General features: G+C 72.7%; 24 protein-coding genes and 2 pseudogenes. 14 read left to right on the top strand and 12 right to left on the bottom strand.

All coding sequences use genetic code 11. The annotated features are described in order from the left end of the window. The first annotated feature begins 60 nt into the window (after positions 1-60). The 3 genes from FDM97_RS20875 to FDM97_RS20865 all read left to right on the top strand — a co-directional run bounded on the left by FDM97_RS20875 (position 61) and on the right by FDM97_RS20865 (position 3227). On the top strand, positions 61-1311 hold the full coding sequence (locus FDM97_RS20875; RefSeq protein ID WP_175439415.1) for an extracellular solute-binding protein: 1251 nt from the start codon (positions 61-63) through the stop codon (positions 1309-1311). Positions 1312-1449: 138 nt separating this feature from the next. Continuing rightward, entirely contained in the window at positions 1450-2352 is a 903-nt protein-coding gene (locus FDM97_RS20870; RefSeq protein ID WP_137991919.1) for a GNAT family N-acetyltransferase, read from the top strand. Then, entirely contained in the window at positions 2349-3227 is an 879-nt protein-coding gene (locus FDM97_RS20865; protein WP_137991917.1) for a lysophospholipid acyltransferase family protein, read from the top strand. The genes FDM97_RS20870 and FDM97_RS20865 overlap by 4 nt, the downstream gene beginning before the upstream one ends. Here FDM97_RS20865 and egtD read toward each other — a convergent pair. From egtD to egtA, 4 genes are read right to left on the bottom strand one after another with little or no spacing between them, the layout of a single operon-like run. Further along, positions 3122-4087 (bottom strand): L-histidine N(alpha)-methyltransferase, encoded by a 966-nt coding sequence (gene egtD, locus FDM97_RS20860; protein ID WP_137991915.1) that lies wholly within the window; start codon positions 4085-4087, stop codon positions 3122-3124. The genes FDM97_RS20865 and egtD overlap by 106 nt on opposite strands. Next, positions 4084-4836 (bottom strand): ergothioneine biosynthesis protein EgtC, encoded by a 753-nt coding sequence (egtC, locus tag FDM97_RS20855; protein ID WP_137991913.1) that lies wholly within the window; start codon positions 4834-4836, stop codon positions 4084-4086. Before egtC ends, egtD begins: the two co-directional genes overlap by 4 nt. Further along, positions 4836-6131, bottom strand: a complete 1296-nt coding sequence (gene egtB, locus FDM97_RS20850) for an ergothioneine biosynthesis protein EgtB (RefSeq protein WP_137994938.1) — start codon at positions 6129-6131, stop codon at positions 4836-4838. The genes egtC and egtB overlap by 1 nt, the downstream gene beginning before the upstream one ends. A 14-nt stretch (positions 6132-6145) precedes the next feature. Continuing rightward, complete coding sequence (gene egtA, locus FDM97_RS20845) at positions 6146-7417, bottom strand: ergothioneine biosynthesis glutamate--cysteine ligase EgtA (RefSeq protein ID WP_137991912.1); 1272 nt, start codon at positions 7415-7417, stop codon at positions 6146-6148. 133 nt (positions 7418-7550) lie between these two features. On the opposite strand from egtA, the pseudogene FDM97_RS20840 reads away from it, so the two are divergent. Continuing rightward, a pseudogene (locus FDM97_RS20840) lies at positions 7551-8432 on the top strand (TIGR02452 family protein). A 112-nt stretch (positions 8433-8544) separates the two neighbouring features. Continuing rightward, positions 8545-8709 carry a hypothetical protein gene (locus FDM97_RS35895; protein WP_175439183.1) on the top strand — a complete coding sequence of 55 codons (165 nt, stop codon included), beginning with the start codon at positions 8545-8547 and terminating at the stop codon, positions 8707-8709. A gap of 67 nt (positions 8710-8776) precedes the next feature. Here FDM97_RS35895 and FDM97_RS20835 read toward each other — a convergent pair. From FDM97_RS20835 to FDM97_RS20825, 3 genes and pseudogenes are all read right to left on the bottom strand, one after another. Next, positions 8777-9436: pseudogene (locus FDM97_RS20835) on the bottom strand (SPFH domain-containing protein); the annotation flags it as partial. 1 nt (position 9437) lies between these two features. Next, positions 9438-10145 carry an alpha/beta fold hydrolase gene (locus FDM97_RS20830; RefSeq protein WP_137991910.1) on the bottom strand — a complete coding sequence of 236 codons (708 nt, stop codon included), beginning with the start codon at positions 10143-10145 and terminating at the stop codon, positions 9438-9440. A 17-nt stretch (positions 10146-10162) separates the two neighbouring features. Continuing rightward, a complete protein-coding gene (locus tag FDM97_RS20825) occupies positions 10163-11428 on the bottom strand; it encodes an MFS transporter (protein WP_137991908.1) in 1266 nt (421 codons plus the stop codon). 156 nt (positions 11429-11584) lie between these two features. Between FDM97_RS20825 and FDM97_RS20820 the strand changes: the two genes are divergently transcribed. From FDM97_RS20820 to FDM97_RS20810, 3 genes are all read left to right on the top strand, one after another. Further along, entirely contained in the window at positions 11585-12607 is a 1023-nt protein-coding gene (locus FDM97_RS20820) for a LacI family DNA-binding transcriptional regulator (RefSeq protein WP_137991906.1), read from the top strand. Positions 12608-12640: 33 nt separating this feature from the next. Then, positions 12641-12910: a hypothetical protein gene (locus FDM97_RS20815; RefSeq protein ID WP_137991905.1), complete on the top strand. Its 270-nt coding sequence runs from the start codon at positions 12641-12643 to the stop codon at positions 12908-12910. Positions 12911-13123: 213 nt separating this feature from the next. Then, positions 13124-14311 carry a thiolase family protein gene (locus FDM97_RS20810; RefSeq protein ID WP_137991903.1) on the top strand — a complete coding sequence of 396 codons (1188 nt, stop codon included), beginning with the start codon at positions 13124-13126 and terminating at the stop codon, positions 14309-14311. Between the two features lie 119 nt (positions 14312-14430). Here the strand turns inward: FDM97_RS20810 and trxA are convergent, their stop codons facing one another. Beyond that, positions 14431-14796: a thioredoxin gene (gene trxA / locus FDM97_RS20805; protein ID WP_137991901.1), complete on the bottom strand. Its 366-nt coding sequence runs from the start codon at positions 14794-14796 to the stop codon at positions 14431-14433. Between the two features lie 159 nt (positions 14797-14955). Between trxA and FDM97_RS20800 the strand changes: the two genes are divergently transcribed. Genes FDM97_RS20800 through FDM97_RS35890 form a run of 3 tightly spaced genes read left to right on the top strand, consistent with a single transcriptional unit; the run spans position 14956 to position 17266 of the window. Next, positions 14956-16407, top strand: a complete 1452-nt coding sequence (locus FDM97_RS20800) for a dihydrolipoyl dehydrogenase family protein (RefSeq protein ID WP_137991899.1) — start codon at positions 14956-14958, stop codon at positions 16405-16407. Next, positions 16404-17105: a 3'-5' exonuclease family protein gene (locus tag FDM97_RS20795; protein ID WP_137991897.1), complete on the top strand. Its 702-nt coding sequence runs from the start codon at positions 16404-16406 to the stop codon at positions 17103-17105. Before FDM97_RS20800 ends, FDM97_RS20795 begins: the two co-directional genes overlap by 4 nt. Continuing rightward, positions 17102-17266, top strand: coding sequence for a hypothetical protein (locus tag FDM97_RS35890; protein WP_175439182.1), 165 nt, complete (start codon positions 17102-17104; stop codon positions 17264-17266). The genes FDM97_RS20795 and FDM97_RS35890 overlap by 4 nt, the downstream gene beginning before the upstream one ends. Before the next feature lie 166 nt (positions 17267-17432). Here FDM97_RS35890 and FDM97_RS20790 read toward each other — a convergent pair whose 3' ends face one another. Next, positions 17433-18047 (bottom strand): TetR/AcrR family transcriptional regulator, encoded by a 615-nt coding sequence (locus FDM97_RS20790; RefSeq protein WP_137991895.1) that lies wholly within the window; start codon positions 18045-18047, stop codon positions 17433-17435. 156 nt (positions 18048-18203) lie between these two features. Between FDM97_RS20790 and FDM97_RS20785 the strand changes: the two genes are divergently transcribed. Both FDM97_RS20785 and FDM97_RS20780 read left to right on the top strand, forming a co-directional pair. Then, entirely contained in the window at positions 18204-19607 is a 1404-nt protein-coding gene (locus FDM97_RS20785; RefSeq protein ID WP_137991894.1) for a purine-cytosine permease family protein, read from the top strand. A 30-nt stretch (positions 19608-19637) separates the two neighbouring features. Continuing rightward, positions 19638-21299: an amidohydrolase gene (locus tag FDM97_RS20780; protein WP_137991892.1), complete on the top strand. Its 1662-nt coding sequence runs from the start codon at positions 19638-19640 to the stop codon at positions 21297-21299. Positions 21300-21348: 49 nt separating this feature from the next. Here the strand turns inward: FDM97_RS20780 and FDM97_RS20775 are convergent, their stop codons facing one another. The 3 genes from FDM97_RS20775 to FDM97_RS20765 all read right to left on the bottom strand — a co-directional run bounded on the left by FDM97_RS20775 (position 21349) and on the right by FDM97_RS20765 (position 22906). Beyond that, entirely contained in the window at positions 21349-21963 is a 615-nt protein-coding gene (locus FDM97_RS20775) for a DUF305 domain-containing protein (protein WP_137991890.1), read from the bottom strand. A 98-nt stretch (positions 21964-22061) separates the two neighbouring features. Next, positions 22062-22454, bottom strand: coding sequence for a DUF6153 family protein (locus FDM97_RS20770; protein WP_137991889.1), 393 nt, complete (start codon positions 22452-22454; stop codon positions 22062-22064). A 107-nt stretch (positions 22455-22561) separates the two neighbouring features. Then, positions 22562-22906 carry a tetratricopeptide repeat protein gene (locus FDM97_RS20765; RefSeq protein WP_137991887.1) on the bottom strand — a complete coding sequence of 115 codons (345 nt, stop codon included), beginning with the start codon at positions 22904-22906 and terminating at the stop codon, positions 22562-22564. A 143-nt stretch (positions 22907-23049) separates the two neighbouring features. Between FDM97_RS20765 and FDM97_RS20760 the strand changes: the two genes are divergently transcribed. Continuing rightward, complete coding sequence (locus FDM97_RS20760) at positions 23050-24015, top strand: pirin family protein (RefSeq protein ID WP_137991885.1); 966 nt, start codon at positions 23050-23052, stop codon at positions 24013-24015. Positions 24016-24204: the final 189 nt, after the last annotated feature.

Raw genomic sequence — 24204 nt, 5'->3', positions numbered from 1 at the left:
CCCACGACGGGTCAGCTCCCCATGCCGCACTCCATTCATGGAACGCAGAAGGTGACCTACGTGAAGAACCGCCATCTCGTCTGCCCCCTGGCCGCCGCAACCGCCCTCGCGCTCGCCGGCTGCGGCCTTCTCCCCGGCGGTGCCGACCGGCATCGCACGGTCGACATCTGGCTGATGCGCGACAGTGTCAGCGAGGACTTCCTCCAGCGTTTCACCACCGCGTACGAGGCCAAGCACCAGGGCATCGAACTGGAGTTCACCTTCCAGGAGTGGACCGGGATCGGCAAGAAGGTCACCGAGGCGATCCAGGGGGAGGGCGGCCCCGATGTCATCGAGGTCGGCAACACCCAGGTCGCCCAGTACGCGGACACCGACAAGCTCTACGACCTGACCCTGGAGTCCGTGCGCGACCTCGGCAGTGAGGACTGGCTGCCCGGCCTCGCCGAGCCCGGCCGCATCGGGGGATCCCAGTACGGCATCCCCTGGTACGCCGCCAACCGCATCGTGATCTACCACAAGGACCTCTTCGAGCAGGCCGGCCTCACCAAGCCGCCCGCCACCCGGGCCCAGTGGCTCGACGACACCGAGAAGCTCAACCGCAGCGGCTCCCAGGGCATCTACCTCGCGGGACAGGACTGGTACACCCTCGCGGGATTCATCTGGGACGAGGGCGGCGAGCTCGCCGAGGAGAGGGGCGGCGAGTGGACCGGCGCCCTGGACAGCCCCGCCGCCCTGCGCGGCATGGACTTCTACAAGGACCTGCAGTCCCTCGGCTCCGGCCCGAAGGACGCCGACGAGCAGACCCCGCCCCAGGCCGAGGTCTTCGCCGAGGGGGACGTCGCCCAGATCATCGCCGCCCCCAGCGCCGTCGCCGCCATCACCAAGGCCAACCCGGGGCTGAAGGACAAGCTCGGCTTCTTCCCCATACCCGGCAAGAAGGCCGGACAGCCCTGCGCCGTCTTCACCGGCGGCTCCGACCTGATCGTCCCGGAGAACGCCCCCGAGCGGTCGGCGGCCATCGACGTCGTCAAGGCCCTGGCCGGCGAGGAGTGGCAGACGGAACTCGCCCGCGCCATGAACTACGTCCCCAACAAGAGCTCCCTCGCCTCCGTCGTCGAGGGGCAGGAGGCGACCGCCGTCATGGCCGTCGGCGCGGCGCGCGGCAAGGCGACCCCCAACTCGCCGCAGTGGGCCGACGTCGAGGCGGCCAATCCGATCAAGCCGTACATGACCGCCGTCCTCCAGGGCGAGGACCCGAAGACGGCCGCCGAGGCCGCATCGGGACAGATCACCCAAGCCCTCGCCGAATAGCATTCAGCGTCCGCACACCCGCGATCCCCCGAACAGTCATGTCGAATCCAGCCGGTCACGGAAGAAGTAAGGAGCCGGACCACCGCACACGCGGCCCGGCCCTCACCGTCCCCCTTCCGTACGCCGGAGGAGCCCGACATGCCCGCACCGTCGCCCGCGGCCGCCGTCGCACCCGCGCTCGCACCCGCCGTCCCCGTCCCCGCCGGTGTGTCCCTCGCGGCCGCCCCGCTCACCGGAGTTCCGGCCCAGCCGCAGCCGCGGCCGGAGCCGGAGCCGGGGCCCCGGACCGCAGGACCGTCCACCGAGGAGGAACCCCGCTACGTCGTCTGTCTCGCCCGCACCCAGGAGGACGTCCGCGCCGCGCAGCGGCTGCGTCACCAGGTCTTCGCGGGCGAGATGGGGGCCCGGCTCGACGGACCCGAGCCGGGCCTCGACACCGACGCCTTCGACGCGTACTGCGACCACCTGCTGGTACGCGAGGAGGCCACCGGCGAGGTCGTCGGCACCTACCGCGTGCTGCCGCCCGACCGTGCCCGGATCGCCGGACGCCTCTACTCCGAGAGCGAGTTCGACCTCGGCCGGCTCGCACCCATCCGTGACGACCTCGTCGAGGTCGGCCGCTCCTGCGTCCATCCCGCCCACCGCAACGGCGCCGTCATCGCCCTGATCTGGGCCGGGCTCGCCCGCTACATGACCCGCACCGGCCACAACTGGCTCGCCGGCTGCTGCTCGATCCCGCTCGCCGACGGGGGCACGCTCGCCGCCGCCACCTGGGACACCGTCAAGGCCAAGAACCTCGCCCCCGAGGAGTACTGGGTCACCCCGCACAAGCTCTGGACCCCCGACGGCATCACCCGTCCCGAGGGCCGCGTCGAACTCCCGCCGCTGCTCCGCGGCTATCTGCGGCTCGGCGCCTGGGTCTGCGGAGCGCCCGCCCACGACGTGGACTTCGGGGTCGCCGACCTCTACGTCCTGCTGTCGCTGCGCAACACCAACCCCCGCTATCTGCGCCACTTCCTCGCCCTCGCCCCGGCACAGTGACCGCCGCCGGCCCCGCCTCGCCCTGGCTGCCCACCTCGCCGTGCGCTCCCGATCCCTGCGCGCGGCACACCGGTCCGGCCGCCGGGCCCGTCCTGGCCGCGGCCCGGCTGGCCGCGGGCCTCGCCGCCGTCCTCACCGGGGTGCTGCTCGCGCCCCTGACGGCGGCGCTGCCGGGCACCGCACGGCGGGCCCTCGTCCGCGGCTGGTGCCGGACGGTCCTCCGGGCCTTCGGTGTCCGCATCACAGTGACGGGAGCCTCCGCCCCCGCCGAGGGGCCCCTGCTGGTCGTCGCCAACCACATCTCCTGGCTGGACATCCCGCTCATCGCCGCCGTCCTGCCCGGCCGGATGCTCGCCAAGCGAGAGGTCCGGGCCTGGCCGGTGCTCGGACCCCTCGCGGCGCGGGGCGGCACCCTCTTCATCGACCGCGACCGGCTGCGGGCCCTGCCCGACACCGTCCGGGCGATGGCCCGGGCCCTCGCGGGCGGCGGCCGGGTGATCGTCTTCCCGGAGGGCTCCACCTGGTGCGGCCGCCGCGGGGGCGCCTTCCGGCCCGCCGCCTTCCAGGCCGCGCTCGACGCCTCAGCCGCCGTCCAGCCGGTACGGCTGGTGTACCGGCCCGCCGGGCCCGCGGCCTTCGTGGGCGATGATCCGCTCGCCGCCTCGCTCTGGCGGATCGTGACGGCCCGCGAGATCACCGCGGAGATCCGGATACTGGATCCGATATCCATCGTCCAGTATCCGGACCGCCGCGCCCTTGCCCTGGCGGCTCAGCGCGCCGTCGCCAGCGACAGCGCGAACCGCCCCTCCGTATCCGTCCACCAGCGGGTCAGCTCAAGACCGGCCTCCGCCAGCTCCTTGCGCACACCCGCCTGACGGAACTTCGCCGACACCTCCGTCCGTACCTCCTCGCCCGCCTCGAAGGGCACCACGAGATCCAGCTCGGGGATCTTCACCGTGAGCGCCTGACGCGCCCGCAGCCGCATCTCGATCCACTCCCGCTCCCGGTCCCAGATCGCCACATGGTCGAAGTCGTCCGGCTGCACGTCCGCGTCCAGCTCACGCGCGATCACGGCCAGCACGTTCTTGTTGAACGCGGCCGTCACCCCGGCCGCGTCGTCATAGGCGGCGACCAGCGTCGCCTCGTCCTTCACCAGGTCCGTGCCGAGCAGCAGCGCGTCGCCCGGCGCCAGCATCGCCCGCACCGAACGCAGGAACACCCCGCGCTCGGCGGGCAGCAGGTTGCCGATGGTGCCCCCGAGGAACGCCACCAGGCGCGGCCCCGGCGTACCGGGCAGCGCGAGGCCCCGGGTGAAGTCGGCGACCAGGGCGTGGATGTGGAGCCCGGGCCGCTCCGCGAGCAGCGTCTCGGCCGCACCCCTCAGCGCCGACTCGCTCACGTCCACCGGCACATAGCTGTCCAGGCCGGGCAGCAGCGCGTCGATCAGGAACCGGGTCTTCTCCGAGGAGCCGGAGCCCAGCTCGACCAGCGTGCGCGCCCCCGTCGCCGCCGCGATGTCGGGCGCCCGGGCGATCAGGATCTCCCGCTCGGCGCGGGTCGGGTAGTACTCGGGGAGCCGGGTGATCTCCTCGAACAGTTCGCTGCCGCGCGCGTCGTAGAACCACTTCGGCGGCAGCTCCTTGGGCATGCGGGTCAGACCGTGGAGCACATCGGCGCGCAGATCGGCGCCGGTGGCGTCCTCGGGAAGGGTGCGGGTCAGCTGGAACGGACTCACGGGGAGGGCTCCTTGAGCGGGGTGAGGGTGACATCGGTGCGGGTGGCGGACAGCAGGGTGCGGTCCGGCACCTCGCGCCAGAGTGGATCGTCGTCGTACGGTTCCGAGGCCACGACCGTGCGGTCGGGACGCCCGAGGTACCAGAGGGAGTTCCCCCAGCTCGTGGCGGTGATCTCCGTCCCGTCGGTGAGCAGCAGGTTGAGCCGGGAGTCCGGGTCGGCCTCGGCGACCTCCCGTACGGTGTCGGCGAGCGCCGGCCCCGGCGCGTCACCGGCCCGCAGCCGGTGCAGCACGAGGCCCCACACCAGCGCCGAGTCCGTGCGGGCCTGCAGGGAGACCAGCTCGGCGGCGGACAGCGACCCGGCCAGGCCGGTCAGCGAGTCGGGATAGCCCGCGACCGCCCCGTTGTGGCTGAACAGCCACGGCCCGGCCGCGAACGGGGCCGCCGCGGCCTCCCCGTCCGCGCCCGGCCGGGTGGCGCCACGGACCGCCGCGAGGAGAGCCCCGGTGCGCACGACCCGGGCGAGGTCGGCCAGGGTGAGGTCGCCCCAGATGGGCGCGGCCCGGCGGTAGCGCGCCGGCACCGGATCGCCGTCCGCGTACCAGCCGACGCCGAAGCCGTCCGCGTTCACCACCCCGCTGACCTGGCTGCGCGGCTGCCACGCCTGCCGCTCCAGCGAGTGCGGCGGCCGCAGCAGCAGCTCCCCGAGCGTCACCGGCTCACCGACGAAGGCGAGATGGCGGCACATCAGGAGAGCTCCGCGTCCCGTGCGGTCCGGAAACCGGAGAAGATCTGCCGGCGCACCGGCAGGTCCCAGTTGCGGAACGTGCCCCGGCAGGCCACCGCGTCGACCGCGAAGGACCCGCCGCGCAGCACCTTGTGCGCGGGCCCGAAGAACACCTCCGAGTACTCCTTGTACGGGAAGGCCGTGAACCCCGGATACGGCAGGAAGTCGCTGGACGTCCACTCCCACACATCCCCGATCAACTGCCGTACCCCGAGCGGCGAAGCGCCCTCCGGGTAGCTTCCGGCCGGGGCCGGCCGCAGATGTCGCTGGCCGAGATTGGCGTGCACGGGCGCGGGGTCGGCGTCACCCCAGGGGTAGCGGCGCGAACGTCCGGTCGCCGGATCGTGCCGGGCCGCCTTCTCCCACTCCGTCTCCGTGGGGAGCCTGCGCCCGGCCCAGCGGGCGTAGGCGTCCGCCTCGTACCAGCTGACGTGCACCACCGGCTCGTCCTCGGGCACCGGCTCCGTGACGCCGAAGCGGCGACGCAGCCACTGGCCGCCCGAGCGGCGCCAGAACAGCGGCGCGCCGATGTCGTGCTGCCGGATCCGCGCCCAGCCCTCCGCCTGCCACCAGCGTTCGTCCGTGTAGCCGCCGTCCGCGACGAACGCCATGTACGCGCCGTTGGTGACGGGGACGGTGTCGATGAAGAACGCCGGCACGACCCGGGTGTGCGCCGGACGCTCGTTGTCCAGCGCCCACGCCTCGTCGGACGTTCCCATGGTGAACGGGCCACCAGGGACCAGGACTTCGGTCGGAAGGCGGCCGGTCTCCGTCGCCGGCGGCGGGGGAGCGCTCAGCGCGGCCGGCCCCTTGCGCAGCTGATGGGTGATCAGCATGGTCTCGTCGTGCTGCTGTTCGTGCTGGGCGATCATCCCGAAGGCGAACGCGGCCTCGACCAGCGGGCGGCCCTCCAGCGGCGTCCGCTCCAGGACGTCCAGGACCCGGCCGCGTACGTCGGACGCGTAGGCGCGGGCCTCGGCCGGCGGCAGCAGGGGCAGGGCGGGGCGGGTGGCGCGGGGGTGCTCGAAGGCGTCGTAGATCGAGTCGATCTCCGGGCGCAGGGCGTCCCGTCCGGCGACGGCCCGCCACAGCCACTGCTCCTCCTGGTTGCCGATGTGCGCCAGGTCCCACACCAGCGGGGACATCAAGGGAGAGTGCTGAGCGGTGAGTTCGTCGTCCTCGACGCAGGAGGTGAGCAGCGCGGTGCGCTCGCGCGCGGTGGTGAGCGCGTCGAGCGCCCGCCGGCGCAGAGCCATGGGATCGGTCACCGTCACGACGCCACCTCCTGGAATTCGTCGGCGAGTTCGTCGGCGGGACAGCGGCCGGGCACGACATGGCGTTCGTGGAAGGCGGCCACCGCCTGCCGGACCGCGGGGCTCGCCCCGATCCGGGGGAGCGCCTCGAGGGCGGCCGGGAACGCCACCAGGGCGGCGGCGTGCAGATCGGGGTCCGTGAGCCCGTCCCTGGCCGCGGCCAGCCAGAGCGGATTGCGCGGCGGCGCCTGGAAACCGGCCCGCTCGCCCAGCGGTTTCACGGCCCGGTAGACCGTCTCGGCGGCCTCCGGATCCTCGAAGAGCGCCGTGGTCACGGCCACCGGCACGATCCAGCCGTCCGGGCCGGACTGAGCGTCGATCATCCGCAGCTCCAGATGCCCGCGCGGCCGCACCGGCGGGAAGAGTGTGGTCAGGTGGTAGTGCAGATCGTCCTCGCGGGCCGGGCGGGGGTGCCCGGTGCGCAGCCACTCCCGGAAGGTCAGCCCCTCCGGCACGGCCCACGGCGTCTCCTCGCCGCGTACGCACATCACCGGTGTGTCAAGGACGTGCGCGGCCCAGGCCGCACGGGGCTCGCCGTCCGGCGCGGGGGCGAGCGCCCGTGCCGGGTCGAGATCGGTCCACAGCGCCTGCCGGGTCGAGCGCCAGCCGGTCAGACGGCCGCCGTGGACGGGGGAGTTGGCGAAGGCCGCCACCAGTACGGCGCCCAGCAGATGGGCCAGTTGCCAGCGGCGGTGGTAGCCGAGCGGCCCCGGCTCCTCGTGACCGGCGTCGAGGCAGATCTGCACGGATGCCGAGTCGCACATCATGGCTCGGCCGGCGGGGCCCGAACGGTCGAGAACGGTCTCCATCGCGTCGTACCGGGGCTCGTGCAGAAGCCGGTCGCGCGGCGCGTTCCAGGGGTCGACCCCGTAGCCGCTGAGGGAGAGTCCGAGAGGGGCGAGCGCCTCGCGCACCGCGCGGAGATCGGCCGCGAGGGTGTCGACGCAGCTCATGAGCGAGAGGGCGGGCGGCGAGCTGAGCTCCAGCTGTCCGCCGGGTTCGAAGGTCAGTGCCGAGGCCAGCGGCAGCGACCGTACGGTGTCGACGGCCGAGGCCAGGCGGTCGGCCGGGACGGGAAGCCGCGGGTCACGCAGCTCGTGGACGAGCCATTCCACCTCCGCCCCGACCGTGCGGGGCGGGCCCGTCTTGAAGCAGATACATCGCAGCAGGTCCTCGGCTTCGTCCTCGGTGAGGGCCGGACCGCTCCGCGATATGCCGCTCGACGACATGTCGGATCCTCCTGTCCTGGAAGGCGCTGATTCCACCTAAAGCCACCTCCGACGGGCGTGCAAGAGCGCCCCTCCGGCCCCACGGTGAATATCCCGTTGCCCCGGGGGATCGGATTCGATCAAGCTTGCGGGCATGAGTGCACGACTGCGGGGGATCGCGAAGCAGACCGAGGAGATCGTCGAAGCGGGCCGTTACCGGGCCCCCGACGGCCGGACGGTCTCCATCGAGGCGGAGCTCACCGCCGCGGTGGCCGGAACCCGGCTCTACGGCCCCGAACCCGTCCCCGTCACGCCGGACACCGGCCGCACCACCACCATCGAGGTCACCGACGAGAGCAGCCTCGTCGCCGCCCGCCGGCTGACCAGGTCCGACCCGGCCCCCGTGGCCGTCCTCAACTTCGCGTCCGCCCGCAACCCCGGCGGTGGCTACCTGAACGGCGCGCAGGCCCAGGAAGAGGCCGTCTGCCGGGCCTCCGCCCTGTACACCGCGCTGCTGCGCGCCCCCGAGTACTACGCGCACCACCGGGCTGGGGGCACCTCCCAGGCGAAGCCCTGGGGGAGAGACGCCTTCTACTCGGACCGGGTGATTCTCTCTCCCCCATAGCCTTCGGCATGGGAGGTACCCCCAGGCGTCCCGGTCTTCCGTGACGACCGGGGCGGGCTCCTCGGCGAGCCGTTCACGGTCGGCTTCCTCACCTCGCCCGCCCCGAACGCGGGCGTGATCCGCCGGCGGACCCCGCATCTCGCCGACCGGATCCCCGCCGTCCTCGCCGGGCGCGCCGAGCGGGTCCTGGAGACGGCCGTGGCGGGCGGCTACCGCCGGCTCGTCCTCGGCGCCTGGGGCTGCGGCGTCTTCCAGAACGACCCGGCCGAGGTCGCGGGCGCCTTCCGGGCGCTGCTCACCGGCGAGGGTCGGTTCGCCGGCCACTTCGACGAGATCGTCTTCGCCATCCTCGACCGTACGGCGGGGGCCACGACCCTGCGTGCCTTCCAGCGGGTCCTCGCGGGCGCCTGACACGCGCCTGACGGCCCCAGGGCACGGCCACTCCCTGACATGCGGTGTTCGTACCCGCGTGCGAGGCTGAAAACGGCCCAGTGTCCGAGTTCCGGCGGCAGGAGGCACGATCGTGGGCAAGAAACAGACCCGGGTGAACCGTGGTGCCCGTACGGGCGGTCATGAACACAGGACCGAGGCGACGGCCAAGGAACAGACGCCGGCCGTGCGCGAGACCCCGCGGCCGATCATCGAGCAGGTCTCCCACAAGAAGGAGCGGAAGTTCGGCCACAACTGACCTTCCGCACACGCCACGACCGGGGCCCGACGCCATCACGGCGCCGGGCCCGGCCTGTCGCGGTACGGGGAGCGGGCGCCACTGCGCCGTTCACCCCGAGCGGCGCGCCGGCCGGCGCGCCCGGATGCATCGTCGCGAGCATCTGACGGGCCAGGCCGAGACCCGTCCCGCCCATGGTCAGCGCTTTGGCGAACCTCTCCGCCATGCCGTCGGCGCCGTTCAGCAGGACCATCTGGTCCACGTTGCCGAAGGCCGACGCACCCGCCTGGACGATCTCCGGCCACTTCTCGGCCGGCTGCTGAGCGACCACGGCCTCCTGGTTCCCGGCGAGCGCCGCCGCCCGGGCCTTGATCGACTCGGCCTCGGCAAGGCCCTTGGCCCGGGTCGCCTCGGCGACGGCGAGCCCCCGCGCCTGCCGGGCCGCCGCCTCCGCCTCACCGGTCGACCGGGTCGCCGTCGCCTGCGCGGCGCTCGCCGGCTCGGTCTCCTTGACCTCCGCCTGCGCGATCCGCGCGTCGCGCTGGCCGGCCGCCGCATGCGGCGCGGCCAGATGCTTGATGTACCCGGTCGGGTCCTCGATCTCATGGATCTGCAGCGAGTCGACGATCAGACCGAGCTTCTCCATCTCGGTGCCACAGGCCGAACGGGCCTGCCCGGTCAGCTTCTCCCGGTCCCGGATCACGTCGTCGACCGTCAACCCGCCCACGATGGCGCGCAGATGACCGGCGTCAGATCCAGCCCTGCAGGGCGGTCATGAACCCGTCGAAGTCGTCCCGGTGGATCGTGTGCCCCGCGCCGGCGACCGTACGGAGTTCGAAGCCGCGTTCCTCGAGCATCCGCGCCCGCTCCGGAGCCACCAGCATGCTCGGGTCGGCGAGCATCAGCAGCGAGGGCACCACCGCGCGGGCCGGCCACAGGTCCTTGCCCGTGAACGGCAGCAGGCCGTGTGCCGACCGCTCGTCCCACCGGCGTACGGAGTCGACCTCGATGTCCAGGTCCTCGTCCTCCCATCGCGGGTTGAACTGCCGTATGTGGTCCCGGGTCAGCGACTTGGCCTGGGTGAACAGCTCCGGCTGGTAGCCGCCCGGGCCCGAGGGCAGATGCCAGGCCGGGTCCACGTACACGGCCCGGCGCGGGGCGAGCCGCTCCACCGCGGTGGCCAGGGTCAGTCCGCCGAGAGAGTGGCCGATCGCCAACTCGGCCCCGGCGGGCAGGGTTTCGACCAGATCGTCGGCGTAGTCCTGAGGCGTGTACCCCGAAGGGGCCGCGGCCCGGCCGCTGGCGCCGTGGCCGCGCAGATCCACGGCCACCACCCGGTAGCCGCGCTCCGCGAGCACCGGTCCGACCCGCCGCCAGGTGCGGTGGTCGGCCATGATGCCGTGGATCAGGAGTGCGACTCGCTCGCCTTCTCCCCAGGTGGTGGTGTGCAGCTGCACGACAGTGCCTCTCTACGTCAGCGAACGGTACGGATCGGGCGCACCGCGACGGCCCCGAGGACCGACAGTACGGCCGCGACCAGGAACAGGGCCGTGTATCCGCCACTCAGCGAGACGATGAGCGAGGCGACGAACGGGGCGACGATCTGCGGTCCCGCGTTGGCGATGTTGAGCACACCCATGTCGCGCGCCGCGTCCTCGGCCTTCGGCAGCACCATGGTGACCAGCGCCGTGTCCACGGCCATGTAGCAGCCGAAACCCAGGCCGTTGACGACCGAGAAGGCGAGCATTGCGGCCCAGCTCGTCGAGACGGCCGGGATGACGAGCGCGACGGCGGCGAGCGCGGCGGAGGCGCCGACGAAGAGCTTGCGACGGTCGTAGCGGTCGGAGAGCCAGCCGCCCAGCACGGTGGAGACCATCATGGCGACCGCGTTGAGGGGCATCAGGAGCGCCACCGCCTCCTCGGCGGTGAGCCCGGCCGGCAGGTCGGTGTGGTCCTTGAGGATGTACAGCTGGAAGCCGGCGACGGCGAAGTAGCCGAGGATCAGCAGCGCGCGGCCGATGAACGCCCAGCGGAAGTCGTGGTCGTTCAGGGCGCTGCCGAAGGCGGCGATCTGCCGCTTGACCGGCAGCGGCGCCTTGGCGGGCATCCGCTGCTCGCGGGCGCAGGCGGTGAACAGGACGGCGGCGGCCGCCACGATCACGCCGAAGACCAGGTAGCCGGTGCGGTAGTCCTCCGCGAACGCCGCGCCGATCAGCGCGCCAATGGTGGAGCCGATGGGCAGGCCGAGCCCGACGGCGGCCGAGGCCTTGCCGCGCGAGGCCAGGGGCACCCGGTCGGGCACGACCGAGGTGAGGGCGGCCTGGTAGACGTTCATGACGGCCTGGCCCAGACACCAGGCGATCATCACCAGCAGGATCGTGTGCACGCTGCCGAGCAGGAACATCACGGGTATCGCGAGCAGACCGCCCGCCAGGATCCAGGGGTTGCGGCGCCCCGAACGGTCCGAGAGGGCCCCGGCGACGGGGTTGAAGACGGTGGCGAAGATGGCGGATACACCGGAAACCAGCCCGAAGTTGGCCACCTTGTTCGCGGGGTCGATGGACTCGATCTGCAGGGCGAGGAGCATGCCGGGGACGCCGACGTACAGCGCGTACATCGCCGTGTTCCCGGTGAGGAGCAGGGGCAGCAGCCCGCGCGTGGGCCGGGGAGCCGAGGGGGAGACGGCGTCGGTCGTGCCGGTGCCGGTGCTAGTGCCGGAGCCGGGGGAGGAAAGGGCCACGTTGCCCTCCTGGTGAGAGCGCCCGAAACGGGGGCGAGGGGCGGAAGCGAGCGGTATGGTTACTCGTGTCAGTGACACGCGTCAGCACTGTGTAGCACCCCATTCCGGCCATCCGCCAGACCCAGGGCCGGATCGGTCTGGAAAGATGCCGGAGCGATGAGCCAGTCACCCAAGCAGCCAGCCGAACGTCCCGTCCCGACCAGTGCCGACGTCGCGCGGCTCGCGGGCGTGTCCAGGGCCACCGTCTCGTACGTGCTGAACAACACGGCAGCTGTACGGATCAGTGAGCCGACCCGTCAGCGGGTGCGGGAGGCGGCCGAGGAGCTGGGGTACGTACCGCACGCCGCGGCCCGCAGTCTGCGCGCCGGCCACAGCCGCATGGTTCTGCTGCCCACCGCGCACGTGCCGATCGGACCCCTCTACAGCCGGTTCTTCAACGAGCTGCAGTGGGCCCTGCGCCGCCTCGACTACACCGTGGTGCAGTACGGCAGCCTCGGCCTGGACGGGGACGAGGCCGCGCGCGCCTGGGCCGAGCTCCGCCCGGTCGCGGTGGTCTCCCTCGGCGAGGTGCGGCTGACGCCGAACGGCGTGGAGATCCTCAAGCGCTCCGGGGCGAAGGCCGTCATCACCGTCGGTCCGCAGCGGGTCGCCGGGACGCACGCCCTGGTCATGGACCAGGGGCGGGTGGGCCGCGTCGCCGCCGAGCACCTGGTCGAGCGGGGCCGGCGCAGGATCGGCGTCGTGGTCCCCGAGGAGCCGGGCCTGGAGATGTTCTCCGGTCCCCGGCTCGCGGGCGCCCGGCAGGCGGTGGCGGGGACCGGCGCCACGGTCGTACCCCTGCCGCTGCGGTACGAGGAGGAGTCGGCGAACGAACTCGCCGGACGCTGGCGCGAGCTGGGCCTCGACGCGGTCTTCGCCTACAACGACGAGTACGCCATGCTGCTGATGCGCGCCCTCCAGGACGCCGGGATCTCGGTGCCCGCGGAGACGGCGATCGTCGGTGCGGACGATCTGCTTCTCGGGCGGCTGCTGCGTCCGCGGCTGACCACGGTCCAGATCGACATGGTGATCGGCAGGCATCTGGCGGAGCTGGTCGACAGCGCGGTACGGGACCCCGAGGGCACCCCGGAGGCGAAGGAGCTGATGGCGTCCCGCGTCGTCCCGCGCGAGTCCAGCTGAGCGCCCGGCGGCGATGCGGCTTAGCGTCGAGGCATGGGCACAGTTCCGAAGCGTTTCGAGATCCTGCTCGTACCCGAGCACGTGGAGGACCGGGGCGATGCCTCCGTGGAGGACAGCGCGGTCCGGTCGGCGGTGGTCGAGGCCACCGGCCGGCAGGGCTCCTCGGGCTATCCGCGCTACGAGGGGCACGGCATGGCCGCCGACATCGACCCCGAGACCCGCACGGTCGAGGCGCTGCTCGTCGACGGCCGTGAGCTCGACTACGGGCTGACGGCACTGATCCGGCACCCGAAAGGTTCCTGACAGGCGTCCACGGGGTCCACCGGCGTCCCCGAGGCCGACCGGCGCCCCTGAGGCCTACCGGCGTCCCCCGAGGCCTACCGGTTGCATCCACCACGCACCATGCTCGCGGGCCGTTGACAGGAGGCCCCGGCGGGCGGAGACTCGGCGCGCACATCAATGAAGGAAAATTCACCAGGCGAACAGTCGTATCGCAGGTCACGTGGGAGAGAACCGATGAGCATCCGCGACGTCTACATCGTCGACGCCGTCCGCACGCCGATCGGCAAGTTCGGGGGCGCCCTCTCCTCCGTACGGCCCGACGACCTCGCCGCCCACGTGGTCAAGGCCCTCGTCGACCGCGCGCCCGCGCTCGACCCCGCCCGGATCGACGACGTCTACTTCGGCGACGCCAACGGCGCGGGCGAGGACAACCGCGACGTGGCCCGCATGGCCGTCCTGCTCGCGGGCCTCCCCACCTCCGTCCCCGGTGTCACGGTCAACCGTCTGTGCGGCTCCGGTCTGGAGGCGGTCATCCAGGCCGCCCGCGCCATCGCGCTCGGCGACGCCTCCGTGGCGATCGCGGGCGGTGTCGAATCCATGTCCCGCGCCCCCTGGGTCCTGCAGAAGCCCGAACGCGCCTTCCCCGCCGGCCATCAGCAGCTGCACTCCACGACGCTGGGGTGGCGCATGACCAACCCGAGGATGCCCGCCGAGTGGACGGTCTCGCTCGGCGAGGGCGCGGAGCTCATCGCCGACAAGCACGCCCTCACCCGCGAGCAGCAGGACGCCTTCGCCCTGGCCAGCCACCAGAAGGCGGCGGAGGCATGGGCCAAGGGGCTGTACGACGGGGAGGTCGTGCCCTACGGGGGCGTGGACCTCGCCCGTGACGAGTGCATCCGGGACGCCACCTCGATGGAGGCCCTCGGGCGGCTGAAGCCTTCCTTCCGGCCCGACGGCGGTACGGTCACCGCCGGCAACGCCTCGCCGCTGAACGACGGGGCCGCGGCCCTGCTCCTGGTCGACGAGGAGGGCCTGCGGGAGACCGGCCGCGAGCCGCTGGCCCGTATCCGCGCCTCCGCCGTCAGCGGCATCGAGCCGCAGCTCTTCGGGCTCGGCCCGGTCGAGGCTGTCCGGCGCGCGCTGGAGAAGGCGGGACGCTCCTTCGCCGACCTGACGACGTTCGAGCTGAACGAGGCCTTCGCCGCCCAGTCGCTCGGCTGCCTCGCCGAGTGGCCGGAACTCGACCCCGAGATCGTCAATCCGCGGGGCGGCGCCATCGCCATGGGTCACCCGCTGGGCGCCTCCGGCGCGCGGCTCGCCGGCTCGGTGGCCCACCAGCTCGCCGCGGCGGGCTCGGGCACGGGTCTCGCGGCCCTGTGCATCGGCGTCGGCCAAGGCCTGGCGCTCGTCCTGGAGCGCTGAGTTCGGGGGGCAACTCCGGGGCTTCGACCTGTGAAGGGGCGGTACGGGATCTCCCGTACCGCCCCTTGCCTCACCACTCACCGCTCACCACTCACCGCTCACCGCTCACCGCTCACGCGTCACTGCTGCTTCGCGGCCTCGATGGACTTGCGCACCTCGTCCATGTCGAGCTTGCGCGCCTGTCCGATCACGTCCTCCAGAGCGGCCTCCGGAAGCGCCCCGGGCTGGGCGAACACGGCCACGTTGTCGCGCACGATCATCAGCGTCGGGATCGAGCGGATCTCGAACGCGGCGGCCAGTTCCTGCTGCGCCTCGGTGTCGACCTTGGCGAAGACCAGGTCCTCGTGACGCTCGGAGGCCGCCTCGAAGACGGGCGCGAACTGACGGCACGGGCCGCACCAGGAAGCCCAGAAGTCGATCAGAACGAAGTCGTTGTCACTCACGATCTGGTCGAAGTTGTCCTTGGTGAGCTCGACAGTGCTCATGCTTCCTACCTCTCCGGGCCCCGGGTCTCCTGGGCTTCGTCCTCACGGTCCCCTGGGGACTCGCCCCGCACAACGGCGTATCGAGCCGCGCTATTCCGAGCGTGCACACCTGTCGCGGTCCTGTGGCCCGGCGGCGCACCTGCCACCAGACTGGGGCCCATGACGCGAGCGGTGGAGCACGAGTACGACGTGGTGGTCCTGGGAGCGGGACCGGTCGGCGAGAACGTGGTGGACCGGGCCCGGGCGGCCGGACTGAGCGTGGCGGCGGTGGAGAGCGAACTGGTCGGCGGCGAGTGCTCGTACTGGGCCTGCATGCCCAGCAAGGCGCTGCTGCGCCCGGCCATCGCCCGCTCCGACGCCCGCAAGGTGCCGGGTCTGCGCCACCTCGTCCAAGGGCCGCTGGACGCGTCGGCGGTCCTCGCCCACCGCGACTACAACGTCTCCGACTGGAAGGACGACGGCGCCGTCGACTGGCTCGCCTCCACCGGCGCCCGCCTCTACCGGGGCCACGGCCGACTGAGCGGCCCCCGCAAGGTCGCCGTCGAGAGTCCCGAGGGCGAACACCACCTCCTCACCGCCCGCCACGCCGTCGCCGTCTGCACCGGAAGCCGCGCGGCGCTGCCCGACCTGCCCGGCCTGACCGGGGCCAGGCCGTGGACCAGCCGCGAGGCCACCAGCTCCCACCACGTCCCGGACCGGCTGATCGTGGTCGGCGGGGGAGTGGTGGCCGCGGAGATGGCGACCGCCTGGCAGGCGCTCGGCTCGCGCGTGACGGTCCTGGTACGGGGCAAGGGGCTGCTGCCCCGCATGGAGCCGTTCGTCGGCGAACACGTCGCCGTCGCGCTCTCCGAGGGCGGCGCGGACGTCCGTACCGGCGTGACCGTCGCAGCGGTGGTACGCGACGGGGGGACGGGACCTGTCACCGTGGTCCTGGAGGGCGGCGACCGGGTGGAGGGCGACGAGGTCCTCTTCGCGACCGGCCGCACCCCGCGCACCGAGGACATCGGCCTGGAGACCGTCGGTCTCGACCCCGGCTCGTGGCTGCCCGTGGACGACAGCCTCCGGGTCACCGGCAGCGACTGGCTGTACGCCGTCGGGGACGTCAACCACCGCGCCTTGATGACCCATCAGGGCAAGTACCAGGCCCGGATCGCCGGGGCGGCGATCGCCGCCCGTGCGGCCGGTGTCGCCCTCCTGGAGACGGACCGCTGGGGCGCGCACGCGGCCACCGCCGACCATGCCGCCGTGACCCAGGTCGTGTTCACCGACCCCGAGGCGGCGTCGGTCGGTCTCTCGCTCGCCGAGGCCGAGCGGGCCGGGCACCGCGTCCGTGCCGTCGATCTGGACCTCACCTCCGTGGCCGGTGCCGGGCTGTACGCCGACGGCTACCGCGGCCACGCGCGCATGGTCGTCGACCTGGACCGCGAGATCGTCCTGGGCGTCACCTTCGTCGGCCCGGGCATCGGCGAACTGCTCCACTCCGCGACCATCGCCGTCGCGGGAGAGGTCCCCGTCGAACGGCTCTGGCACGCCGTCCCGGCGTATCCGACGCTGAGCGAGGCCTGGTTGAGGCTCCTGGAGGCGTACCGGGACGGTGCGGAGAGGTCATGACCCCCGGGGCCCCCGACCTCACCAACGAGTACGACGGTCCCTGCGCCGTGTGCGGGGCCGTCGTACCGGCCGGGACGGGGGCGCTCCGGCACGGTCCGACCGGCGGCTGGGAGGTCTTCCACCGGGACCACGTGCGGGAGCCCGCGCCGCCGGCCCGCCAGGACCTGCCGGGCTGGCACCGGCGCCGCCTCATGGCGCTGGACATCGCGACCACCGGGAACCGGGCGGCCGTGGATCGTATCCTCGCCGCCGCGGTGCGGGTCAGTGACGGCACGACGTACGACTGGATCATGGATCCTGGATCCAATCTCCTTTCGCTGGCACCGGGCAAGAGTCACGGCGTCACGATCGCGCGTGCCCGCGCCGAGGGCGCCCCCGCTCCCCGGGCCCTCGACGAGCTGGCGACCGTCGTCGCCGACCACCTGGCGTCCCGCGAGGTCCTGGTCGTCTGGTTCGCCCCGCACGTCCTGGCCACGCTCCACGCCGAACTCCTGCGCCACGGCGTGCCTCCGCTGACCGGCCGCCTGCCTCATGGCGTGGCGCGGTCTGCGACCCGCTCGTCCTGGACCGCCACGCCGACCGCTACCGCCCGGGCCGCCGCTCCCTCGAAGCGGTCACCGCGTGGTACGGCGTCCCGCACGCGCGGCCGGGTGACGCGGCGTCCGACGCCGAGGCCACGCTCGCCCTGGCCCAGGTGATCGCCGCCTCGTACCCACCGATCGCCCGCCTCTCCCGCCCGGCGCTCCACACCGAGCAGATCCGCTGGAACGCCGACCAGTCCCGGCGCCGTGGCGATGCCCTGGACTGGCCGTTCACCGTGGTCGAACCACGGCCGTGGGAGGCCCCGCGGGCCGGCTGACGCGCCGGGCGGGTGACCGCCGGCGGCCTGACCTGCCCACCGGCGGCCTGACCTGCCCACCGGCGGCGGACCTGCCGGCCCGCTGCCCCGCCGGCGTATTGACCGGCCGGCCTGCTGACCCGTCGCGTCCCACCCTGGCTTCACGCCCGGCCTTCACGCCCGGACCTCACGCCCTCGGGACGAGCCGCTCCGCCGCCGCGCGCGCCGCGTCGAGCGCCGGGCGGGGGTCGCGTCCCTGCTCCTGGCCGAGGACGACCCGGGTGCTCAACCCGTCGAGCAGCGCGAGGAGTTCGGAGGCCCGCGCGGTCACCTCCGCGGCGACCATCGGCGCGAAGCGAGCCTGGGCGACCCCCTTGGTGAGCAGCGCCTCCAGGTCCTCCTGCCAGCCGCGGTCCAGCTCCCGCTGCGCCTCGCGCAGGGCGTCGTTCGCCGGGGTGCGGGCCCACAGTTCGATCCAGAGCATCCAGCGCGGGTCACGCGGCCCGCGCGGCAGGTAGAGCCGCAGGAACAGGTCCAGCTTGCGTTCCGCGGTCAGTCGCCGGGCGAGCAGCGCCCGGCGTTCCTCGGCGAGCGCCGCCTCGCTCCAGCGCAGCGCGGCGAGCAGCAGCAGATCCTTGCTGCCGAAGTAGTACAGGATGTGGCCGCCGCTCGTGCCCAGACGCTCGGCCAGCGCCGACATGGTCAGCGCGGCGAGGCCGTCCTCGGCGATGGCCGCCATCGCCTCCTCGAGCATCCGCTCCTGGGCGATGTGCCCGTCGCGCCGCCGTGCTGCCCCTGCCACCCGCTCCGCCTCCGTCTGCCGGCGTCCGTCTGCCCCGACCCGATGGTCACGACTTTAACCGCAGGTCTCCGGGGGTCTTGACGCGCCGGTCCCCCGTCCCACATCTTGAATGCCGTTCTAAGTTCTAGAACGACATTCAAAGTCTGGGGAGCGCGCATGCTGCAAGAGGAGAGAGCGGCGGACGTCGGCCGCGACGAGGTCTTCCAGGTCGAGGGACACGGCATCGACCCCATCCCGGACGCCGAACGGCACGGCAGCGCCAAGGACTTGTTCTGGCTCTGGTTCGGCTCCAACCTCACCTTCACCTACGTGATCAACGGCACCCTCGCCGTCGCCTTCGGCCTCTCCTTCTGGCAGGCCACCGCCGTCGTCGTCATCGGCGGCCTCGCCTTCTTCGTCATCAGCGCCGCCGGACTCAGCGGCGTCCGCACCGGCACCGCCACCCTCGTCATCTCCCGCGCCGCCTTCGGCGTGCGCGGCAACTGGCCCGCCGGACTGCTCAACTGGGTCGTCAGCATCGGCTACACCATCGTCAACACGGTCGTCGGCACCCTCGCCCTCGAAGCCTTCTTCGCCGACCTCGGCTGGGACGGCGGCCACACCACGCGCGCACTCGCCCTGCTCGTCACCCTCGCGATGACCTTCGCCGTCGCGCTGTGGGGCCACGCCACCGTCCAGTTCGCCGAACGCTGGATGGCCTACGCCCTGGCCCTCGGCTTCGCCGCGCTGCTCGTCTTCGTACTCCCCGGTGCCGACACGTCCGCCCCGGCCGCAGGGCCCGGCGCCTCCGGCTGGAGCCTCGCCTTCGTCGTCATGCTCGCGGGCCCCTTCTCGTACGTTCCGATGCCCGCCGACTACACCCGATACCTGCCGCGCACGACCTCCTTCAAGGCCCTCACCTGGAGCGGCGCGCTCGGCGGCTTCCTCTCCTCCGTCGCCCTCGGCGTCGCGGGCGTCGCCGCCGCGACCCAGGCCGACATGACGGACGCGGTCGCGGGCACCGAAGGACTGCTCCCCGGCTGGTTCCAGCCGCTCTTCCTCGCCCTCGTCCTCGGCGGCTCGGTCACCAACTCGATCATCACGCTCTACTCCTCCAGCCTGAACCTCCAGGTCCTCGGCATCCCCTGGAGCCGCGCCCGCGCCATCGTGATCAGCGCCGCCGTCACCGCCCTCGGTTCCCTCGGCGCCCTCTTCCTCACCGACTTCACCACCTCGCTGCTCTCCTTCCTCTCCCTCCTGATCATCGTCTTCGCGCCCTGGGGCGGCGTCTTCCTCGCCGACATGGTGCTGCGCCGCTGCACCTACGACTCCGAAGCGCTGCACGCGGGGCAGCGCGGCGCCTACTGGTACCGCTCCGGCGCGCACCCCGCCGGCGTCACCGCCCTGCTCGCCGGCATGCTCTTCGCCGCCCTGACCTGCGACTCCGAACTCTGGACCGGCCCGCTCGTCGCCCCGCTCGGCGGCGCCGACCTCACCCTCCTCGGCTCCGTCGTCTCGGCACTCGTCTACGTCCTCCTCGCCCGCCGCAGCGTCACGCCCGTGGGTCCGTCACACCCGTAGCGCCCCTGTCAGAACCTGGAGTTCGCCCGCATGAACAGCACCACCCCCGCCGATCTGGTCCTCACCCGGGCCCGTATCCACACCGTCGATCCCGACCTGCCCGAGGCCGAGGCGCTCGCCGTACGCGACGGGCGGATCGTCTGGCTCGGCGCGGCCGCCGACGCGGCCGCCTGGGTCGGACCCGGTACGACGGTCCTCGACGCGGGGGGCCGACTCGCCCTGCCAGGATTCATCGACGCCCACAACCACGTACGCCTCGGTTCGGACGAGGCCTGCGTCCAACTCGCCGGCGCCCGCTCGCTCGACGCGATCCACGAGCGGATCCGCGGCTGGCACGCCGCACACCCGGACGCCGAGTGGATCGAGGCCGAGGCCTTCGACTACTCGGCGATCCCCGGCGGTCGCATGCCCACGGCCGCCGACCTCGACCCGGCCACCGGCGACACGCCCGCCCTCGTCCTCAGCTACGACGTGCACACCGCCTGGCTCAACACCGCCGCCCTGCGTAGGCTCGGCGTCCACCGCGGCCGCACCGACCTCCCGTTCGGCACGGCCGTCACCGACCCCGCCACCGGCGAACCCACCGGATTCGTCAAGGACTTCGCCGTCAAGGGCCTCTCCCGCGCGGGGCATCGCGCGCTGCGGGAGCTCGGCGTGCCGTGGGCCTCGCCGGACCGCCAGTACGGCAGGCTCACCAAGAGCCTCGACGACGCCATCGGCTACGGCATCACCACGGTCGTCGAACCCCAGAACTCCCTCGACGACCTCGCGCTCTTCGAGCGCGCCCGCGCCGAGGGCCGCCTCCGCTCGCGGATCGTCGCCGCACTCTTCCACCCGCGCGGCACCACGGACGTCGAGCTCGACGCATTCTCCGCCGCGGGCCGGAGGTTCGCCGACGACCGGCTGCGCGTCGGCCCCCTCAAGCTGTACATCGACGATGTCGTCGAGCCGCGCACCGCCGCGCTCCTCGAGCCGTACGCCGGCTGCGGCCGTCACCGCGGCGACACGTTCTACCCGCCCGAGGAGTTCGCCGGGCTGCTCACCGCGCTCGACGCGCGCGGCTTCCAGTGCTTCGTCCACGCCACCGGCGACCGGGGCATCCGTACGGTCCTCGACGCGGTCGCCCGCGCCCGCGCCGCCAACGGGCCGCGCGACGCCCGCCATCAGATCGTCCACGTCGAGTGCCTGGACCCGGCCGACACGCCGCGCTTCGCCGAACTCGGCGTCGTCGCCTGCATGCAGCCGCGCCACGCCGCACCCGACATCGCGGGCCCCGGCCAGGACTGGGCCGAGAACATCGGCCCCGAACGCTGGCACAAGGCCTGGCCCCTGCGCAGTCTGCACGCCGCCGGAGCCGTCCTCGCCCTCTCCAGCGACTGGAACGTGGCCGAGATGGACCCCATGGCCGGGATCTACACCGCCGTCACCCGCCGCCCGCTGAACGGCGGCGGCGATCCCTGGACGCCCGAGGAGACGATCGATGTCGCCACCGCCGTCGAGGGCTACACCATGGGTTCGGCGTACGCCAACTTCCTCGAGAAGGACCGGGGTTCGCTGACCGTCGGCAAGCTCGCCGACTTCGTCGTCCTCTCCCGGGACATCCTCCGCGTCGATCCGGAGGAGATCGTGGGCACGGTGGCCGAGACCGTCGTCGTGGGCGGCGAGGTGGTCCGTACCCGATCGCGCGCCTGAGGCGGGCGGCGGCCCTCCCGGGTGAGGGAGGGCCGCCCCTCGGCATCGGTCAGAGCCGGTCGAGGATCTTCCGCAGCTGGTCGATCTCGGCGGTCTGCGTCCGCACCACGTCGTCGGCGAGCTGCTTGGCCGCCTCGTTGCGGCCGTCCTTCTGCTCGGCCTGGGCCATCTGGACCGCGCCGTCGTGGTGGGCGATCATCAGCTCCGCGAACTTCTTGTCGAAGGCCTTGCCCTTGGCGGCCGCCAGGTCCTTCATGTCCTGCTCGGACATCATCCCGGCCATGTCGTGACCGCCGTGACCGGCGGACTCGGGCTTGCCCCAGCCCGAGAGCCAGGACTTCATCTTCTGGATCTCGGGGTCCTGGGCCTTCTCGATGTCCACGACGATCTTCTTGATGTCGGCGTCCTCGGCCCGCCCGTCGGCGAGCTTCGCCATCTCCAGGGCCTGCTGGTGGTGGGGGATCATCGCCTGGGCGAAGGCCACGTCCGCGTCGTTGAACGCGCCGGCGGAGGGAGCGGCGGAGGCGGTGGACTGCCCGGGCTTCGTCCCGCCCGCGGCGTCGGCGTCGGTGTCGGAGCCGCAGGCGGAGAGCAGGAGAGCCGCGGCGGCGATGACGCCGGCCAGGGCGAGCTTGCGGGGGGTGGGGTTCGTGAAGGCACGCATGTGTGTCACACCTCGTGTGCTGTCGGTACCGTCGATACGGAATGGGCTGAACGGTCGCTTCTGCGGGCAGCGCAAGGCGCCCGCGGTGGCGATTCGGCCTAGATCCGCAGGACGGACAGCTGAGCGAGGTCGGGAGGTCTGCGCGGCGGGGCGTTCGGGCCGAGCGCGGGTGTGAGCCGGCCGAGGAGCCGGACCAGCCAGTCGGGGCGGCTGCCGAACGCCGCGAGGGCGAGCCGGGCGAGCACCCAGACGCCGAGGACGGCCACGCAGAGCGTGGTCATGTCCATACCCGTGCCCGAGTCGTGCGAGGACGAGACGGGCGCCTCGTGCTCGGCGTGGTGCGCGGGGGCGGCGGCAGCGGAGGCATGCGTCATGCCGTCCGCCGTGGCGCCGGACGAGCTCTCCGGGTGGCCCACCGCGTGCATCACGAAGACGCCGAGCGCGAGCACCACGACGAGCAGCAGGTGCGCGAGGGCACCTCCCGCTCTCATGCTGCTGCGTTCCACTCGTCCCGTACGCACGGCTCGATCCTCCCGCGACGACCTTACCGAACGACTCCGGGCGGAGGTGTCCCGACCCGTCGTGGATCTTCCGGGGCCTATGCCGGGGTGTCGCCGCTCATCGCGGCGGCGAGCCGCAGATGCGGGGCGGCCTCGGCGGCCCGGCCCTGCCGCTCCAGGGTGCGTCCCAGCATCAGCTGGGCGTAGTGCTCCACCGGGTCTCGTTCGAGGACGGCGCGCAGCTCGGTCTCGGCGCGGGAGAGCTGGGCGGAGTGGTAGTAGGCGCGGGCGAGCAGCAGGCGCTGGGCGGTCTGCTCGGGGTGCTCGGCGACCAGGCCGCGCAGGATGCGGGCGGCCGTCAGGTACTCCTTCGCCTCGAAGAACAGCTGGGCGCGGTCCCAGCGCTCGCCGGCCGTTCCGAACTCGTAGTACGTGTCGTTCACTTGGTCTCCCTCGCCGCGTCCTTACGCTGCCGCCCATGGAGGGCGGCACCTCCGTCAACACCGCAGTATGGTTGAACATTCCACTAATGTTTCCGCGTGGACACACCCCCACCCCGCCCATCGACAGGAATAGGTTGAGCGGCATGAGCAATCTTGATCGTCGGGCCTCCCTCACCGTCTGTGGCGGCCGCGGCTTCGTCGTCGCCGAGCCGGTGCGGGAGCTCCTCAGCCCCCGCCACGTCCAGCTCGGCGAGTCGACCGAGGTCCGCCGCCTGCTCCCGAACCTCGGTCGACGCATGGTGGGCGCGCGGGCCTTCGTCGATCACTACGGCCCCGACGACATCGCGGACGAGCCCGGCATGCAGGTCCCACCCCACCCGCACATGGGGCTGCAGACGGTCAGCTGGCTCCACGAGGGCGAGGTCCTGCACCGCGACAGCACGGGCAGCCTCGAGACGATCCGCCCCCGCGAGCTGGGCCTGATGACCTCGGGGCGGGCGATCTCCCACTCCGAGGAGAGCCCCAAATCCCACGCCCGCTTCCTCCACGGCGCGCAGCTCTGGGTGGCGCTCCCGGACGCCCACCGCCACGTCGAACCGCACTTCCAGCACCACGCGACCCTCCCGCAGGTCACCGCCCCCGGACTCACGGCCACGGTGATCCTCGGCGAACTCGACGGCGCGGTCTCCCCCGGCACCACCTACAGCCCCCTGATCGGCGCCGACCTGGCCCTCACGGCCGGCACGGAGACGAACCTCCCCCTGGAGCCGGACTTCGAGTACGCGGTCCTGTCGATGTCGGGCGAGGCCCACGTCGACGGCGTCCCCGTCCTCCCGGGCTCGATGCTCTACCTCGGCTGCGGCCGCACGGAACTTCCCCTGCGCGCGATCTCGGACGCGGGCCTGATGCTCCTGGGTGGCGAGCCGTTCGAGGAGGAGATCGTCATGTTCTGGAACTGGATCGGACGGTCCCAGCAGGACATCGAGGAAGCGCGCGAGGCATGGATGACCGGCACCAGGTTCGGCGAGGTCAAGGGCTACGACGGCGCTCCGCTTCCGGCCCCGCAGCTGCCCGCGACTCCGCTGAAGCCGCGCGGGAGGGTGCGCTGACTGTTCCGGCTGCCGTCAGAGCGAGGCGTGACTCCGGGTGGCCGCTCGCAGTCGCGTCGACGCGGGCGGCGACTCTCGGGTTCGACCATCTGTGATCAGCTCCAGCGGGACGGATGCTGACTCGATGCCGACTTTGGTGACGGTTCGTCAGTTCTTCTCGGCGTGCCCCGAGGCCATGGGTGTGCCCGC

Source organism: Streptomyces vilmorinianum (assembly GCF_005517195.1).
Lineage (GTDB): Bacteria > Actinomycetota > Actinomycetes > Streptomycetales > Streptomycetaceae > Streptomyces > Streptomyces vilmorinianum.
Note: the sequence above shows the minus strand (reverse complement) of the source record. Positions and strands in the feature narration are given on the sequence as shown.